Annotated in this window: 16 protein-coding genes; 13 read left to right on the top strand and 3 right to left on the bottom strand. The window is 70.8% G+C overall.

From position 1 onward, the window contains the following. Positions 1-155: 155 nt before the first annotated feature. Entirely contained in the window at positions 156-365 is a 210-nt protein-coding gene (locus CRV15_RS16215) for a DUF397 domain-containing protein (RefSeq protein WP_003953638.1), read from the bottom strand. A 6-nt stretch (positions 366-371) separates the two neighbouring features. Further along, a complete protein-coding gene (locus CRV15_RS16210; protein WP_009996528.1) occupies positions 372-1,277 on the bottom strand; it encodes a helix-turn-helix domain-containing protein in 906 nt (301 codons plus the stop codon). Between the two features lie 379 nt (positions 1,278-1,656). On the opposite strand from CRV15_RS16210, the gene CRV15_RS16200 reads away from it, so the two are divergent. The 13 genes from CRV15_RS16200 to CRV15_RS16140 all read left to right on the top strand — a co-directional run bounded on the left by CRV15_RS16200 (position 1,657) and on the right by CRV15_RS16140 (position 14,089). Next, positions 1,657-2,073: an ATP-binding protein gene (locus CRV15_RS16200; RefSeq protein ID WP_009996529.1), complete on the top strand. Its 417-nt coding sequence runs from the start codon at positions 1,657-1,659 to the stop codon at positions 2,071-2,073. Positions 2,074-2,274: 201 nt separating this feature from the next. Next, positions 2,275-2,616 carry a DUF6415 family natural product biosynthesis protein gene (locus tag CRV15_RS16195; protein WP_230864132.1) on the top strand — a complete coding sequence of 114 codons (342 nt, stop codon included), beginning with the start codon at positions 2,275-2,277 and terminating at the stop codon, positions 2,614-2,616. A 142-nt stretch (positions 2,617-2,758) separates the two neighbouring features. Further along, complete coding sequence (locus tag CRV15_RS16190; protein ID WP_009996531.1) at positions 2,759-3,271, top strand: hypothetical protein; 513 nt, start codon at positions 2,759-2,761, stop codon at positions 3,269-3,271. Next, complete coding sequence (locus tag CRV15_RS16185; RefSeq protein ID WP_003953644.1) at positions 3,268-3,864, top strand: DUF6624 domain-containing protein; 597 nt, start codon at positions 3,268-3,270, stop codon at positions 3,862-3,864. Before CRV15_RS16190 ends, CRV15_RS16185 begins: the two co-directional genes overlap by 4 nt. Next, on the top strand, positions 3,861-4,709 hold the full coding sequence (locus CRV15_RS16180; protein WP_003953645.1) for an SAM-dependent methyltransferase: 849 nt from the start codon (positions 3,861-3,863) through the stop codon (positions 4,707-4,709). The genes CRV15_RS16185 and CRV15_RS16180 overlap by 4 nt, the downstream gene beginning before the upstream one ends. Before the next feature lie 106 nt (positions 4,710-4,815). Next, positions 4,816-5,730: a hypothetical protein gene (locus CRV15_RS16175; protein WP_003953646.1), complete on the top strand. Its 915-nt coding sequence runs from the start codon at positions 4,816-4,818 to the stop codon at positions 5,728-5,730. A gap of 10 nt (positions 5,731-5,740) precedes the next feature. Then, on the top strand, positions 5,741-6,247 hold the full coding sequence (locus CRV15_RS16170) for an NUDIX hydrolase (protein ID WP_003960872.1): 507 nt from the start codon (positions 5,741-5,743) through the stop codon (positions 6,245-6,247). A gap of 48 nt (positions 6,248-6,295) precedes the next feature. Beyond that, complete coding sequence (gene fxlM / locus CRV15_RS16165) at positions 6,296-7,516, top strand: methyltransferase, FxLD system (RefSeq protein ID WP_003953648.1); 1,221 nt, start codon at positions 6,296-6,298, stop codon at positions 7,514-7,516. A 75-nt stretch (positions 7,517-7,591) separates the two neighbouring features. Further along, on the top strand, positions 7,592-7,786 hold the full coding sequence (locus tag CRV15_RS16160; RefSeq protein ID WP_009996537.1) for an FxLD family lanthipeptide: 195 nt from the start codon (positions 7,592-7,594) through the stop codon (positions 7,784-7,786). Between the two features lie 73 nt (positions 7,787-7,859). Further along, positions 7,860-10,877: a lantibiotic dehydratase gene (locus CRV15_RS16155; RefSeq protein WP_003960873.1), complete on the top strand. Its 3,018-nt coding sequence runs from the start codon at positions 7,860-7,862 to the stop codon at positions 10,875-10,877. Beyond that, on the top strand, positions 10,874-12,103 hold the full coding sequence (locus tag CRV15_RS16150) for a lanthionine synthetase C family protein (RefSeq protein WP_003953651.1): 1,230 nt from the start codon (positions 10,874-10,876) through the stop codon (positions 12,101-12,103). The genes CRV15_RS16155 and CRV15_RS16150 overlap by 4 nt, the downstream gene beginning before the upstream one ends. Before the next feature lie 17 nt (positions 12,104-12,120). Further along, positions 12,121-12,957 carry a thiopeptide-type bacteriocin biosynthesis protein gene (locus tag CRV15_RS16145; protein ID WP_003953652.1) on the top strand — a complete coding sequence of 279 codons (837 nt, stop codon included), beginning with the start codon at positions 12,121-12,123 and terminating at the stop codon, positions 12,955-12,957. A 31-nt stretch (positions 12,958-12,988) separates the two neighbouring features. Continuing rightward, on the top strand, positions 12,989-14,089 hold the full coding sequence (locus CRV15_RS16140) for a hypothetical protein (protein WP_003953653.1): 1,101 nt from the start codon (positions 12,989-12,991) through the stop codon (positions 14,087-14,089). 49 nt (positions 14,090-14,138) lie between these two features. On the opposite strand, the gene CRV15_RS16135 is transcribed toward CRV15_RS16140, so the two are convergent. Next, positions 14,139-15,479, bottom strand: coding sequence for a helix-turn-helix transcriptional regulator (locus CRV15_RS16135; protein WP_003960874.1), 1,341 nt, complete (start codon positions 15,477-15,479; stop codon positions 14,139-14,141). Positions 15,480-15,584 lie beyond the last annotated feature (105 nt).

The following is a 15,584-nucleotide window of genomic DNA, read 5'->3' as shown; positions in this document are numbered from 1 at the left end:
CCCGTCCGCATCGCCGAAAGATTCCACACCATTCGGGCCGGGCTGCTGCCCGCCCGTTCCGCCAGGTCCCTGGACGGGCCTGGCGCGGCACTCACGCAACGTGGCCCGGCACGGATATTTGGGGTGTCCGGGCCGAGCCACGAGCCTTCGATCGTTCAGCTTCGGCGCTGATGAAGCACACCCTCGCGTACTGCATCGGTGAACGTGGTCCATGAGCCGTGTGCGAGACCGAGCACGGGGCCGCCAGGAACCTTCGAGTCCCGAACGAGGACTAGTTGTGGCACGTTCATCGCACACTCGACGCACTCGTTCTGGGGCGAGGCGCTGTAGCTGCTCTTGAACCACTGGGGCTTCGACTGTTCCACTTTTCCTCAGTTCCGGTTTCGCAGATGGGACTTGCTGGCCTCGGTGATCATGTCGGCTGAGGACGCGGGGTCCAGCGCCTCTTGGCGTAGGAACGCCATAGCGCCGGCGAACTCCTCCCGAGCCCGGTCTTCTTCGAGGATCAGCGCTCCGAGCTGGTTCTCGACGAAGGTGATGTCCAAGGAGGGGTCGGAGCCGCCGTACACGATGAAGCTGTTCACTCCGGCCGTACAGACCCCGGCCGAGAACGGCAGGACCTGGATTGTGACGTGGGGCTCGCTGCCTCGCTTCAGCAGGTAGTCGAGCTGGGCGGACATGATGTCCGGGCTGCCCACCGCCCGCCGGATGACGGATTCGTCCAGTACGAGGTGGTACCGGGGCGGGGTGGCGCGATCGAGGATCTGCTGGCGCCGCCGCCTCATGAACAGATACCCCTCAAGAGCCTCGTCGGTCAGCTCGTTTCCGGGTGTTGCTTTGATCGCCCTCGCGTAATCCATGGTCTGGAGCAGGCCCGGGACTACCCCGACCGTGTGCTGGGCGATCCGAGTGGCCTCGTCCTCGACGGCGTACAGCAGCCGCATCGGTTGAGCCAGCTTGGTCGCGTAGGGGACCCACCACCCGTCTTTGACCTTGGAATTCTTCGCCAGGTCAACCAGGGCTTCCCGTTCCTCGTCCGAGGCGCCGTAGGCACGGCAGAGCATCTCGACGTGGTTCCAGCGAACATTGCCCTTCGCGCGCTCGTACCTGCTGACCGTCGCCTTCGAAAGGCCGGCCAGGTCGCCAGCGTGCTCGGCAGTCATGCCTCGTTGTTCCCGAAGGGCCAGCAGCCTGAAGCCGAGCTGCCGTCGGCGGGCCGTCGGCTCGTTCTCCTCACCCGACCTGCTATGGGCGGTCCCCTTGGGCGGATTCGTCATGACCATGCTCCCTTGGTGAATGCAGCAAGTGTTGCCGCTGACCTACGGCAGCCACAAGGAAGTTACACGGTGGAACAACCAGTCACGCTGGCCAGGGATGTTCACGGAACGGCCATGCGGACACTTCCAATGTGAGCGTTACATGCGGAGAGATCCCGGTGCCATACTCCAACCCGATCGCTACTGGAGGCAGTTGATCCGGGACTCCGGGTGATCGTGATGAGAGGTGTATCGCTCCCCAAACAAGGACGTTTCCGATGGGACCCTTGACCGACTTCGCGGCTCATCCCGACAGGGGCACGCGATGCCCGTGACTCTGCGCAGGGGTGGTGCAGCCGCTGTTGCCCCTGCACCACGTCCGTCCCCCGACCGCCACGCCGTGGTCTTCGAGTGCCACCACCCCTTGGCCGGCGAGGCGATCCGCCCCCAGGATGCGCGTCGTGTCGCGCAGATGCGCCGGATCGGGCACGCATCGCTGCGCAAATGGGGGCTGCGACGGGTTGCAGACGAGGCTCTGTTGATCATCAGCGAGTTGGTCACCAACGCCATCGAGAACGGAAGGGGCTCCTCCGTCGGCTTCTCGATCTCGTACACGGGAGCGATCGTGCGGATCGAGGTTGCTGACGGGTCTCATGACCGGCCGTGCGTTCGCAGGCGGGGCGGCCTCTACGACGAGAGCGGGCGGGGCCTGGTGCTGATCGAGGCCATCGCCAGTTCCTGGGGGACCAGTGAGGACGGCACCCGTACCTGGTGTGAACTCCGGATTTCCGAGGCCGAGCAGGGGGAGCCGGTGTGACGCGGCTCGATCACGGTCCGGTTCTCTCGCTCTCCCGGAGACTGCCCGGGGGTCGCAGTGACCCGTGACCTCTTACTCTCTCCCTCCGCCGGGGCGGCTCCCGTGCCGACGTACGTCGATGACCTGCCCGTGCGAGACGCTATGGACCGGCCACGACCGGTCGAACCCGCCCGGCCCGCCTCCCGGGACTTGCTCCTACGGTTGGGCGACAGCCTGCGGAAGTCCTTCATCGAAGACGGTGTAGACGAGGTTCTGGAAAGGATTCTCGGCTGGGGCGCCGCGACGTTGTCCCCGGAGGAGACCCGCAACCTCGTCCGCGCTCTCCGTCCGTGTCTCTGGCCACTGGTGACCGACGCACTGCACGGAGCGAAGGGCCGGCCGGACGACTTCCTTCGCCAACTCGTCGGAGCCGCGTTCCGGCTTGACGCCCAAGGCGCCGCGACGGAGTTCGTGCCGAACGAGTCGTACGCCCGGCTCCTGGCCTCTCTCGTCAGTGACCTCCTGGACGTTGTCGGCGACACGGCAGACAGGGGGTCGGCGTGAGCCCGGTCTCTCTCGCACCTTCGCGCATTCCCCTCATTCCCCCCCGCCCTGGCACGACCTGGAGCACCGCGTGAACGACTTATTCCTTCGACCGTGTCCGATCACAACTTCCCTCCCCGGGGCAATCAGGGACCTGAACGCAGTGTGCCGGGAAGCGGGGCTGCCTCTCTCGGTCAATCCCAGCACCGAGGACCCGGCTCGCCGGGTCGATCTGGGCACCATCGATGAAGACATCGTCCTCCAGTTGACCGACCTGCTGCGCCGGAGCATGAAACGCGCTTACGAGACCCGCGACCGGATGCGGAGGGCGCTGGCCGCCCATGGACTGGACGCTCCCGATCTCGGTCTGGCGGACGGTGAGATCGTCCTCGGTAACCTCACCGTCGCGGCGGCGGACCGGCTGGCCCAGCTCCTGGGGGCGCCCCCGCGCCCACCCCGGCCGGACAGGGATCTTGACGACTGGCCCGAGGCGCAGAAGACCGTCGCGCGGCTCCAGGGCGCGTTCCGCGAGGCCACGGGCGGCGGATTCCTCGACCTGCTGTTCCTCTCCGACTGCCTTCGCTGCGGAGGGGAGCCGGTGGTGTCGACCGGACCCATCCCTCTCAAGTCCGCCCGCCGACTCGTGAGCGCCCTGGAGTTCGGGGGCGACCGATGACCCCACCGCCCGACGGGCAGCACATCGCCCAGGACCTCGTCCATCGCGTGGAGCTGGCCCGCCGGGACAGCCGGCGGCTCCTTCGCCTCCGCGTCCCGACCGTCGAGGCCGCGCGAGCCCGGCACCAGGACTACGAGAACGCCATGGTGCTGCGGAGGGTCGTCGCGCAGTGGGGATGGCCCACCCGGGACCTGGTGGGCGAGGAGGCTCTGGCCGCCGCGTGGGAGATCGCGCTGCGCGCCGACGGGCTCGCGGACTTCCAGCGCCTGGCGCTGGGACTGCTGGGCGGCGCGGTCGCCCGGGGCGAGGCGACCATCCAGCAGTGGGCCCGCCTGCACGACCGGTGCGCGGTGAACGCCGGGGACCGCCAGCGATACGGCACCCAGTTCCGGATGGGGTCGGACGGCCCGGAGCCGGCGCCGGTGGAGGGCCCCGGACAGCTCGACGATCGCCGGGCCGCGGTCGGGCTCCCGCCGCACGCGCAGGCGTGGGCCGCTCTGCGGCGTCGTCTGGGCTGGCCGCCAATGGCCGAACCGCCCCCCGGCGGCGGGACACCGGACGGGGCTCCGGAGATGGTGTGGGTGGCGGCATGACGACGGTTCCCTGCCCGGCGGGCCTGGAGGAGCTGGGGCCCGAGCACTTCGCCTTCCCCCGTGCACCGCGGGTGTACGAGGTCCTGCTCGGCGGGACCGAGACGTACCAGTGCGACCGCGACGCGGCGCTCGACCTCTATATGGTCGCGCCCTGGGTGATGCTCGCCGCCCGGACGAACCGGTGGTTCACCGAGGTGGCCACCGAAGCCGCGCTCCGCCTCGGCGCCCGCCAGTTCCTCGACCTCGGCTGCGGCCTGTCGAACCAGCCCGACCTCCACCACCTCGTGCCCGACGGCTGTCCCGTCGTCTACGCCGACCGCGACCCCGGCGTCCTGGCCCACGCGAAGTCCTGGCTCGACCCCGGCCCGCCCCACCGGACGACCGTGGTGGCGGCGGACCTCCTGGACATGCGCGGACTGCTCGCCCGGCCGGAGCTGCACGGGGCGCTCGACCTCGCGCGGCCGATCGCGGTCACGGTGCACGACGTGCTGCCGTGGAACACCGACGACGCCGCGGTCGCGGACGCGATGACCGTCCTTCGGGACTGGCTGCCGGTGGGCAGCACCCTGTCGATCACCCACCTCACCCCCGACCTCAACCCCGCCCAGGTGCCCGAGGTCGCCTCCGTCTACGAGCAGCACGGCATCCCGGTACGCCCGCGCAGCCGCACCGAGATCGACGCCTTCTTCGGCGGCTTCACCCGCCTCGGCACCGGGCTCACGGCCGTGAGCCAGTGGTCCGCCCACGGCCCGAACGTCCGCCACTTCACCCCGTACCCCGCCCGCGCATCCGACGCCCCGGCGTACGCCGGCATCGCGGTCAAGACCGACCGGGCCCGGCGCTGACGGAACCCGTCCGCACCCCTTTGAACCGCCGCCCCGGGCCCCGGCTGACACCGGTCCCGGACCCCTGGGGCGGCACCACCCACACCCGCAACCGATAAGGAACCGGATGCCCGAGATCACGGTCCACTGCTGGAACCTGGAACGGAACGGCAAACAGGACCCCGCCCTGCGCCTGAAGGCCCACGAACTCCTCGCCATGGACAACCCGGCGCTCGTACTCCGCCAAGAGATGCCCGGCGCGGACGAGAACGGCGCCGCGGTCATGTACGAGCTGGAGGAGACCCTCGGCATGCGGGGCTGGCTCGGCCCTGGTTCCTGCACCGCCGTCTTCGCCGACCAGACCGTGTTCCGCACCGTACGGACCTGGCCGCAGACCGGCCCCCTGTGGACCCTGCCGCCGACCGCCCTCACCATGCGCTACCTGCCCGCCGGCCACGACGCCCTGCCCATGGTCGTCGGCTCCTTCCACCTCAACTACGCCTCCGGCACCGCCCGGATGGCCGAGGCCGAGTGGCTGACCACCTGGGCCGACAAGCGATGGACCACCCCGGAGGGCGACACCGTACGCATCCCGGCGCTCCTCGGCGGGGACACCAACAGCTACCCCGAGCCCAGCGGACTGGACGAACCCCCGCTGCCGGTCCTGGACGCCATCGCCGACGAGCCGCACCGGGCCCACCGCTCCTACCCCACCCCGCAGGGACGGCGGATGGACACCCGCCCGGACGAAGTCCTCTACACCGCCGGACTCCACGACGTCGCCCAGCACCACGCCGACCGACCGGGAGGAAGCACCGACGCCGTGGCCCCCACGGTGGACGCCTGCGAGACGCACGGCCCGGACGCCCGGGTCGACCGCGTGTACGTCACCGCCGAGCTGCTGCCCGCCGTCACGGACGTGGACGTCATCCCCGTACCGCTGCTGATGTCGGACCACCACGTCGTCCGGCTCACCCTCGACGGCGACCGGCTCGCGGACATCCTCAACCGGCTGCCGGTCGGCGCCCTCGCCGTCGGGTGAGGTGAAGGCCATGGAGAAGGTGACATCACCATCCCCCGACAACCACCAGGCCATCAGGGTGGCGGCTGGGGTGATCCTTCAGAACGGATGCCTTCTGCTCGTCAAGCGGCGGGTGCCCGAGGGTTCGCTCACCTGGCAGTTCCCGGCCGGGAAGGTCGAGCCGGGCGAGTTCTCCGCGGACGCCGTCGTACGGGAGGTGAAGGAAGAGACCGGCCTCGTCGTCACCGTCACGGAACAGCTGAGGGAACGAACCCACCCGGCGACCGGCGTTCGTATTGTCTACTTCGCCTGCGTGATCCAGTCCGGCACCGCCCACTGTGCCGCACCGAAGGAGGTCGCGGACATCAGGTGGGTGCCGCTCCGCGACGTTTTCCACTACATACCCGACGGGCTCTATCTGCCTGTTCAGCAGTACTTGGACGCCGCCACCAACAGTCCTGATCAGGGTGCAGCTCCGGGTGGCTCCGCGCGCAGGAACGGGCCGATTCCGGGCGGTCTGCTGGGGGAATCTCGTTGATTTCCGTGATGGGGCAGGACCACGAAATGCGATCGGTAGGGTGACGAAGTGACTACGGTACGAGACAAGAACATCGATGAGGAAGCGGCCTCGTTGCGGGCGGCGATGGTGCGTGAACTGCGGAATCTTGGGGCGATCACCTCCGATTCCGTCGCCGACGCGGTGGCGGCGGTGCCCCGGCATCTGTTCGCCGTCGGCGAGCCGCTGAAGGCCGCGTACGCCGCCAACCAGGCTCTGGTGATCAAGCGGGACGAGGACGGCACGGCGCTCAGCTCGCTGTCGGCCACCCACATCCAGGCGGTGATGCTGGAGCAGGCCGGGATCGAACCCGGGATGCGGGTCCTGGAGGTCGGCTCGGGCGGCTACAACGCCGCGCTGATCGCCGAACTCGTCGGCAAGGAGGGCGCGTCGATCTCGGTGGACATCGACGCGGAGATCGTCGAGCGGGCCCGGAAGTGCCTGGACGCGGCGGGGTACGAGCAGGTCGAGGTGGTGCGGGCGGACGCCGCCGCCGGGGTGCCGGAGCTGGCACCCTTCGACCGCATCATCGTCACCGCCGGGGCCTGGGACATCCCGTCGGCGTGGCTGGACCAGCTCTCCGACCGGGGCCGGATCGTCGTCCCGCTCCGGATGCGCGGACTCACCCGGTCGATCGCGTTCGACCGCGCCGCCGGCCCCGAAGCAGAGCTGGTCAGTGACAGCTACCGCCTGTGCGGCTTCGTGCCCATGCAGGGGGCCAGCGCGTACACCGAGCGGCTCGTCCACATCACCGACGGCCTCGCGCTGCGCGTGGACGACCAGAAGCAGGACTTCGACACCGACGCGCTGGCCGCCGCCGTGCGCTCGCCCCGGCTGGAGGTGTGGTCCGGGGCGGCGTTCGATCTGCCGGACGAGCTGGAGCTGTTCCTGGTGACGAACACGCCGGAGATGGTGATGCTCCACGGCAGCAAGGACCTGGTCGATCAGGGACTCCTCGCGCTCTCGGTGACGCGTGGAGTGCCGACGCTGGTCAGCGGCGGCAGCTTCGCGTACCGCACCAAGCGGCAGAACGAGGAGACCGGCGGCTTCGAGAGCGGGGTCCTAGCCCACGGCCCCGACGCCGAAGCCGTCGCGGCCCGCTACGTCGAACTGCTGCGTCGGTGGGCGTCGGACCACCAGCGGCGCGGCGCGGCCCGTATCGCGTACCGGCCGCTGCCCGCCGGTACGGCCGAACCGTCCCAGGGGGTCGTGGCGAAGCGGCTCGGCGCCGTCGCCTTCTCCTGGTCGTAGGCTCCCCGGCCCCCGCCGCTTCGTCGTCGTGGAGGCATGGGGCATTCGCACCACCCAACTATCAGGGAGGTTGTTGTGTCCGTTCAGCAGATCGAAGACGCGGCGATAGCGCCGCATCCGCAGGGCGCGGGCGAGGAAGGGAGCTTCGAGGACTGGGACCTGGACGTCTCGATCGTGGAGTCCGGCCCGTCAGCCGACCGGCTCATCCGGATGACCGACGACGGCTGCGGCGTGACGTGCGAGTCCGCCTGCTCGACCACCTGCCCGTAGCAGGCCCGAAGCCCTGAACCGTGGTGCCCGGCCGACTGCGGCCGGGCACCACGCTCCACGATGGGAGCCGCCGGTGTACGAGTACCTCGACGCATCACTTCTGCGGGCCGGAGCCTGGGCCTCGAACGATCTCGCGCAGCCGTGGCCCGACCCGGACGGAGACACCAGTTCATGGCGGGCGTGGCTGGAGCGAACCCTTCGGATACCTGGCTTCGCGGAAGCACTGGAGCAGGCCAGCCCGGCACTGGCACAACGCGTACAGGGCATCCGCGACGGGAAGGAACTGCCCGCCCCCGCCGTACGGAAGGCGACGTTCGCCGTCCTGCGGTATCTGCTGCGGGCATCGAGCCGGGCCACCCCGTTCGGCTTCTTCGCGGGAGTGGCGCCGGTATGGATAGGCGACGCGGCAGGCGTGCGCATCGGCACCGGGCACCGGGCCGTCGTCAGGCCCGACGCTGTATGGCTCGCAGAGGCGATCGAGCACCTGGAAGCAGACCGCGCCCTACTGCCCCTGCTGGCCGTTCAGGCCCATGCCCTGGTGGTAGAGAAGGACGGCCACCTGGTGCTCGACCACCGGGGACCCGGCAGCGCGGGCGGCGCCCCGGCCCGGGTTCAAGTCCGTGCCACCCCGCCCGTCCGGTCCGCACTGGACGCGGCACGCCGTCCCATCCGGGTCGCGGACCTTCTCTCCGAACTGGCCGGCGACTTCCCCCGGGTGCCGACCGAGGTCATCGGCAAGCTACTGGCGGATCTGACCGCCCAACGGTTCCTGACCACGAACCTCCGCCCTCCGATTACCGCGACGAACCCGTTGAACCACCTCCTGGGAGCCCTTGAAGCCGCCGGAGCGGAGAGGGTGCCCACGACCACCGCCACCGTCGCGCGAGTGCGGGCTCTGGCCGACACGCTGTCCAGGCCCCGGACCGGAGAACACTGGGCCGGGCTCGCCTCCGGCTCCGGGCCGAGGCCGGGGATCGACCTGCGGATCGACGGAGAAGCGACGATCCCAACCGCGGTCGCCGACGAGGCGGCCCGCGCCGCGACGGTACTCGTCCGGCTGGCCCGGCAGCCCTTCCTCAGCCGCGCCTGGTCGAGCTGGCACGGACGCTTCCTCGAACGGTACGGCCCGCGCGCTCTGGTACCGGTCCTCGACGCCGTGGACGGTGACACCGGCCTCGGCTACCCGGCCGGGTTCCTCGGCGGCCCGCCCGCCCCGGCCGACACCCCGCTGACCGAGCGGGACGGGAAACTGCTGGTGCTCGCACAGAACGCGGCCCTGCGCCGACAACACGAGATCGTCGTGGACGACGTCGTGATCGCCGAACTCGACGAGTCGGGCCCCGATACCGGTGTCCAGCCGACGACGGAGCTGATCGTCCGTGTCAGCGCCCCCAGTACCAAGGCCCTCGCGGACGGAGAGTTCACGCTCGCGGTCACCGGAGTGTCCCGTACCGCCGGGACCGTGACCGGACGGTTCCTCGACCTCCTCGACCCGGACGACCGCGACCGGATGGCGAAGACGTACGCGATGGCGGCGACCGCCACCGACGGCACTCTGCCCGTACAGATATCCGCGCCCCCGCTCCACACCTCCACCGAGAACGTCGCCCGCGTACCGCCGGTGATGCCCGCGCTCCTCACCTGGGGCGAGTACCACGACCCCGACGGCGAACAGGTGCCGCTGGACGACATAGCCGTGACCGCCGACGTCCACCGCCTCTATCTCGTCTCGCGCTCACGGCAGCGCCCGCTGGAGTTCGTGACCCTCAACGCGGTGGAGCCGGTCCACCGCACCCATCCGCTGATCCGGTTCCTCACCGAAGCCACCCACGCGATGAGCACCCCGTGCGCGGTCTTCGACTGGGGCGCCGCGACGACGCTGCCGTTCCTCCCCGCAGTGCGCCACGGGCGCACGACCCTGTCCCCGGCACGGTGGCTGCTCACGACCGCCGACCTCGTCGGCCGCGAGGCGGACCAACCGGCTTGGGACACCTCCCTCGCCGTGTGGCGGGAGCAGGTCGGCGCCCCGAGCACGGCGTATGTCGGCGACGGTGACCAGCGCCTCCGCCTCGACCTGGACGAACCCGCGCACCGGGTCCTGCTGCGCGCGCAGGTGCAGCGCTCCGGCACCGCCGTGCTCCGCGCGGACGCGGCCCCGGATACGGGGTGGATCGGCGGGCGCCCCCACGAGCTGGTCGTCCCCCTCACCCGGACCGGCCCAGGGCAGAAGGCACCATGGTGGCTGGACCGCGCGACCGGAACCGCGAACGGATACGGTCATCTACCCGGCTGCGACGGCCGGTTCCTCGTCAAGCTCTACGCCCGCCCCGAACGCCACGGCGGCATCCTGCGCCGCCTTCCCGAACTGCTCGCGGAACTCGGTGGCACAACCCGGTGGTGGTTCCTGCCCTACCGCGATCCCGACGAGCACCTGCGCCTCCGCCTCGTCGTACCGGCCGACCACGCCGTGGGCGCCCCGGCGGCGATCGGCGGCTGGACCCGGGCACTCCGCCGGGCCGGGCTGATCTCGCGGGTGCGGTGGGACACCGACTTCCCCGAGACCGCTCGCTTCGGCGGCCCGACGGCGATCGACGCGGCCGAGGGGTTCTTCGCGGCGGATTCCGAGGCTGCCGCAGCGCAGATCGCGTCCAGCGCGATGGCCGGCGGACCCCCAGCGCAGGCTCTGACCGCCGCCAGCATGCTCGACCTCACGACCGGCCTGATCGGGAACCCCGCCGACGCGATGACCTGGCTGATCAACCGCGCCCGCACCACCAGCACCGCGCCCGCCCGCGACGTATACGAGCAGGCCGTCGCCCTGGGGAACCCGTACGACCACGGTGTCCTGACCCGGCAGCCCGGCGGCGAACGGATCACCGCCACATGGGCACGGCGCCGCAAGAGCCTGGCCGAGTACAAGGCCGTACTCGATACCGCAGGCACGGTTCAAGCGGACGTATTGCTGGCCGAGCTGCTGCATCTCCACCACACCCGCGTCGCCGGGATCGATCTCGACGCCGAGGGCCAGTGTCTGCACCTCGCCCGCGCCGCCGCACTGAGCTGGACCGCCCGAGGAAGGACCGGCTCATGAGACCGATACCGAAAGCCCTCAGCGCCGCGGACACCATCGCCGCCGAGCTGGCCGACCCGCGCCCCACCGAATCCGGGGCCGACGGCGGACGGGCGTGGCCGCAGTCCCTGGCCGGAGGCGCGGCGGGCATCGCCCTCCTCCACGTCGTACGGGCACGCACCGGACACGGCGACTGGGACACCGCACGCACCTGGATCTTCCAGGCGGCCTCCGACGACCTGACCGCCGCCCCCAACGCCGGCCTCTACCTCGGTGCCCCCGCCCTCGCCTTCCTCCTGCACACCGCCGCAGGCTCGACCGGTCGCTACCGCAACGCGCTCAAGAAGCTGGACGACGCCACCATCTCGCTCACCCGGCGCCGTCTGGCCGAGGCCCACGCTCGTATCGACAGGGGTGAACGGCCCGCGATGAAGGAGTTCGACCTCATCCGCGGGCTCACCGGGTTCGCCGCCCACCACCTCGCCCGCCACCCGGACCACGAGATCACCGCAGACACGCTCGGCTACCTCGTCCGCCTGACCGAACCCCTCAGCCGGGGCGGACCACTGCCTGCGTGGTGGACCGACGTCTCTCCCAGCGGTGAGCCGACTCCGGACTTCCCCAGGGGCCACGGGAACTTTGGGCTGGCCCACGGCATCGGCGCGACCCTGTCGGTCACGTCCCTGGCCCTTCTGCGCGGTGCCGAAGTCCCCGGACTGGCCGACGCCGTGGCCCGGATCTGCGCCTGGACCGACCGGTGGCGGCAGGACGACGAGGCGGGACCCTGGTGGCCGGGCTTCATCACGGCCGGTCAAGCGGCCGGTGGGCACATCGAACCGGCTCTCCGACCCCGGCCCTCCTGGTGCTACGGCGTGGCGGGCACCGCCCGCGCCCAACAGCTCGCCGGGCTCGCCCTGGGCGAACCCACCCGCGTCACCATCGCCGAGAACGCGATGCTCGCGGCCCTGCGCGCCCCGGCCCAACTGAACCTGGTGCCCGAGATCGGGCTCTGCCACGGAACGGCCGGCCTGCTCCACGCCGCATGGCGCATGGCCGACCAGACGGGCAACCCGGCCATCGTGACCGAACTGCCGCAGATCGCCGACCGGTTGATGACCGCACTGGACCGGTCCGACCACGAATCCGAACTCCTCGACGGCGCTGCCGGAGCGGCCCTCGTCCTGCACACCGTCGGCACCGGACACGCCTCCGCCCCGTACTGGGACGCCTTCCTCGCCCTGGCCTGAACACCCCTGGAGACGACTTGGACACCCCCGCGTGGCACCAGGTGAACATCGCCTTCCCTGACTGGACCCGTGCCGAGCACACTGCTCTGGCCCACCTCGCGCCCCTGCTGTTCGCCGCCGAGAACGAAGGCGCGATCACCGTCTGGTTCCACATCCGCAAACGGCCGTGCTGGCGACTCCGCTACCTCCCATCCACCGGTGCCCACCTGCGGATCGGCCGGGAACTGGACGCCCTGGCCGCCGCCGGGCACATCACCGGCTGGACCCCGATCGTGTACGAACCCGAAGTCCACGCCTTCGGCGGAGCCGAAGCCATGGAGACGGCGCACCGCTTCTTCCACCACGACAGCCGCGGTCTGCTCACCCATCTCCGCGACGACGAAGCCGCAGGCGGGCACCGGAGGGAGATATCCCTCCTGCTGTGCAGCACCCTGATGCGCGCGGCCGACCTCGACTGGTACGAGCAGGGTGACGTCTGGGCCCGCGTCGCCGCCCACCGCCTCCCGCCCGCCGGCCAGCAGAGCACCGCCCGGCAGCGTGCCGCCGTACACCGGCTGATCACCGTGGACACGGACGATCAGTCCCACGACCACGACCTCCTCGCCCGCACCACGGAATGGGCCCGCGCGTACACCGCCACGGGGCGCGAACTGATCAGCCTCACCGCTGCCGGAGCCCTCCATCGCGGACTCCGTGACGTCCTTGCGCACCACGTGATCTTCGCGTGGAACCGCCTGGGTCTGCCCTACGCCACACAGGCCGCCCTCGCCGCCACGGCCAAAGACGTCGTCTTCGGTCCCGACCCCGCCGCAACGGGCCCCACCGCTTCCGGTACAGCCCGGACGCGCCGCTGACCACACCGGACCGCTCGCAGAGAAGGGACCCATGGACCCGAACGACCCCATCGCCCGGCGCTTCCCCCTCGTTGCCCGGCCCCGTCCCGCCTGCCTGCCGCTCGCCGAACGTGTGCACGGACTGCTCGACCTCTCCGAGACAGCGGTACAACAGGCCGATCCGGTGCGGGCCTCAGCCGTCTACAACCAGTCCGCCCTGATCGCCTCCGACCTGGGCCTGCCCGCCCTGGCCCGGGAACTGTGCCACCAGCACGCCCACGCCTACCTCTGGGCCTGCCCCCTCCCCGGCCAGAGCGCCATCCGGGCACTCGAACCGGTCGTCAATCTCGCTCGCCTCCACGCCCGCGCCGGGAAGGGAGACACCGCTCGGCAGTACCTCCACACCCTGTACGAGGCCGTCACCACGGGCACGGCGGTGCAGCTCGACAGCATCACCGTCCCGGCACACCTCACCGCGACGACTGAGGACCGCCGCCAAGTCCGGACCTGGCTGTGGACGGTCCTCCTCGCCGATGGAACACGAGCCCTCACCAGCCAGGGCCGGTGGAACGAAGCCCTCACCCACATCGAGAGCCACCGCGGTGTGGGACAGCGGCTGCTCGACGGGCGGCAAGTCGCCGTCCTCGCCGCACTCACCGCAGGCCGAACCGCCGAGGCCGTCGGCCTCCTTCACGACTCCGCACCCGGCGAACCCTGGGAGCAGGCAGTGGCCGTGTGCCTCACGGCGGTATGCCGCCGAGGAAGCGGTCTCCCGGCCGACCGTCCTACCTCCGTCCTGTCGGACATGTATGAACGGTTGGAACCCGAACCGGGCACGGCCGTCTTCAACACCCGCCTCGGCCTGACCATCCTGGACATCACCGGGAACGCCGATGCCCACCGGGCGCGCTGCCTCGTCGGTCATCTGCACCGCCGTGCGACGGCGTTGAACGACGGATACGCAGCCCGTGAGAACCTCACACACCCGATGTTCACCGCCCTCGCCACCGACGTACAGCAGAAGCAGTGCCGGGACCTCGTGATCGCGTGCGCCCTGGGAGCCGGGACGATCCCCGACGAACTCTTTGCCCAGCTCACCGTCGCGCTACGGAGGAGCGATCACACGATCCGAGAAGCAGAGCAGGCTCGATGACTGACCCCGGTCCCCGTTCCTCAGGAGTCGCCCGGGATCAGCCATCCGCCTACGTCAACGGCACAAGGGCAGCCCACGAGTCGGCCAGTTCGTGGCGCATCTCAGCCAGCATCTCCACACGGACCTGTGCCTCTCGTAGCTGGGCATCACAGGCGTGAGACGCCTCAGCGGGGTCGGTGGAGAGAGATGCCCAGAGGAGGCGCTTGTACTCGGCCCGAGTGTCGCCGGCCGGGGCGGTGGCGGGGAGCTGGTGAAGGAGGTCGGCGGCGGAGGTCTCGGAGAAGTCCCACGATCCGTCCGGGTGGCGGGTGGAGCGGATCACGGAACCGGTCTCCGGGGCTAGGACCAGGTGGCAGTCGTCCCCGCCGAGCAGGGCGCCGAGGAGCGGCAGGGGGACGGCGCCGGGGCCGGCGAGTTCGACAGCCTCGGTGGGGGTGGCGGTGAGGCGGGGAGCTGCGGTGCGCTCGCTGGCGAAGGGCAGGCCGGGCCAGGGCACGGAGGGGCGCTCCGGCGTACGGCGGGTCGGCTGCCCGGTAACGGTGGCGGGGGAGCCGGGGGCGGCGTCCTCGTCGGTTCCGGCCCAGGTGATGATCACGGCGCGGGCCCCAGGGAGGGACGCGGGGAACAGGACGTGGCTGATGACCTCGATGGGCTGGTAGTCCATCGAGGGGAGGGCCATCTTGAAGAGGTGGCCGTCGCGGGACTCGGAGACGGCGGCGACGTCCGTGTCCCAGAACGGGCCGCAGACCCGGTCCGCCTTCACGTCGGTGATCAGCTTCGACAGGTCCGTGTCATGCGGGTAGCGGGTGCTGGCGTACCGGAGGAGTTTGACGTACTCGGCGGCGTGGTGGTTCCAGTCGACGTACTGGAAGCGCGCCTCGGGGGACAGCATGGCCCAGCGGATGAGGTTGGCGCCGGGCTGGCGGACCCAGGGCCACAGGGCGGCCATGGCGGCGTTGTAGCCGATGATGTTCCACACCCGGTCGGTCAGATACGCCGGGTTCGGGAGCTGCTGGTCCAGCATCAGCTGGAGGTCGCGCCGCACAGCCGCGCTGCCGAACGAGTCCGGGATCGTGGTCAGCGCGCCGTCGAGGAGGGCGAGCACGAGGGCCTGGTGCTCGTCACGGCCCAGGAGCAGGGTCTTCGCCAGGGCGTCGAGGACCTCGCGGTCCATCTTCGGGCGGGCCCCGTTCTCCAGGTTCTGGTACCAGCCCCGGCTGCGGCCGATGGCCTCCGCCACGTCCGTCTGCGCCAGAGGACCGCCCAGCCCCAGCTTCTCCCCGGCGACCGCGCGCCAGGCACGCAGCAGGCCGGGGTGCCCGAGGAGCTGTCCGGGGGACAGCGGCTCGGAGCCGGTGTCCGGGCGGAGCGCGACAGCGCTGTCGGCCATGGGGTTCCTCCAGGGTGTGGGGGGAATGCGGGCCCGGAGGGTGCCGGGCGCACGGAAAAGGGCGGGAGCACTTGTGGTGCCCCCGCCCTACGTGTCGGTAACCAG

Origin of the sequence: Streptomyces clavuligerus (genome assembly GCF_005519465.1) — a bacterium.
GTDB lineage: Bacteria > Actinomycetota > Actinomycetes > Streptomycetales > Streptomycetaceae > Streptomyces > Streptomyces clavuligerus.
This window is presented reverse-complemented; position numbering and strand designations above follow the sequence as displayed.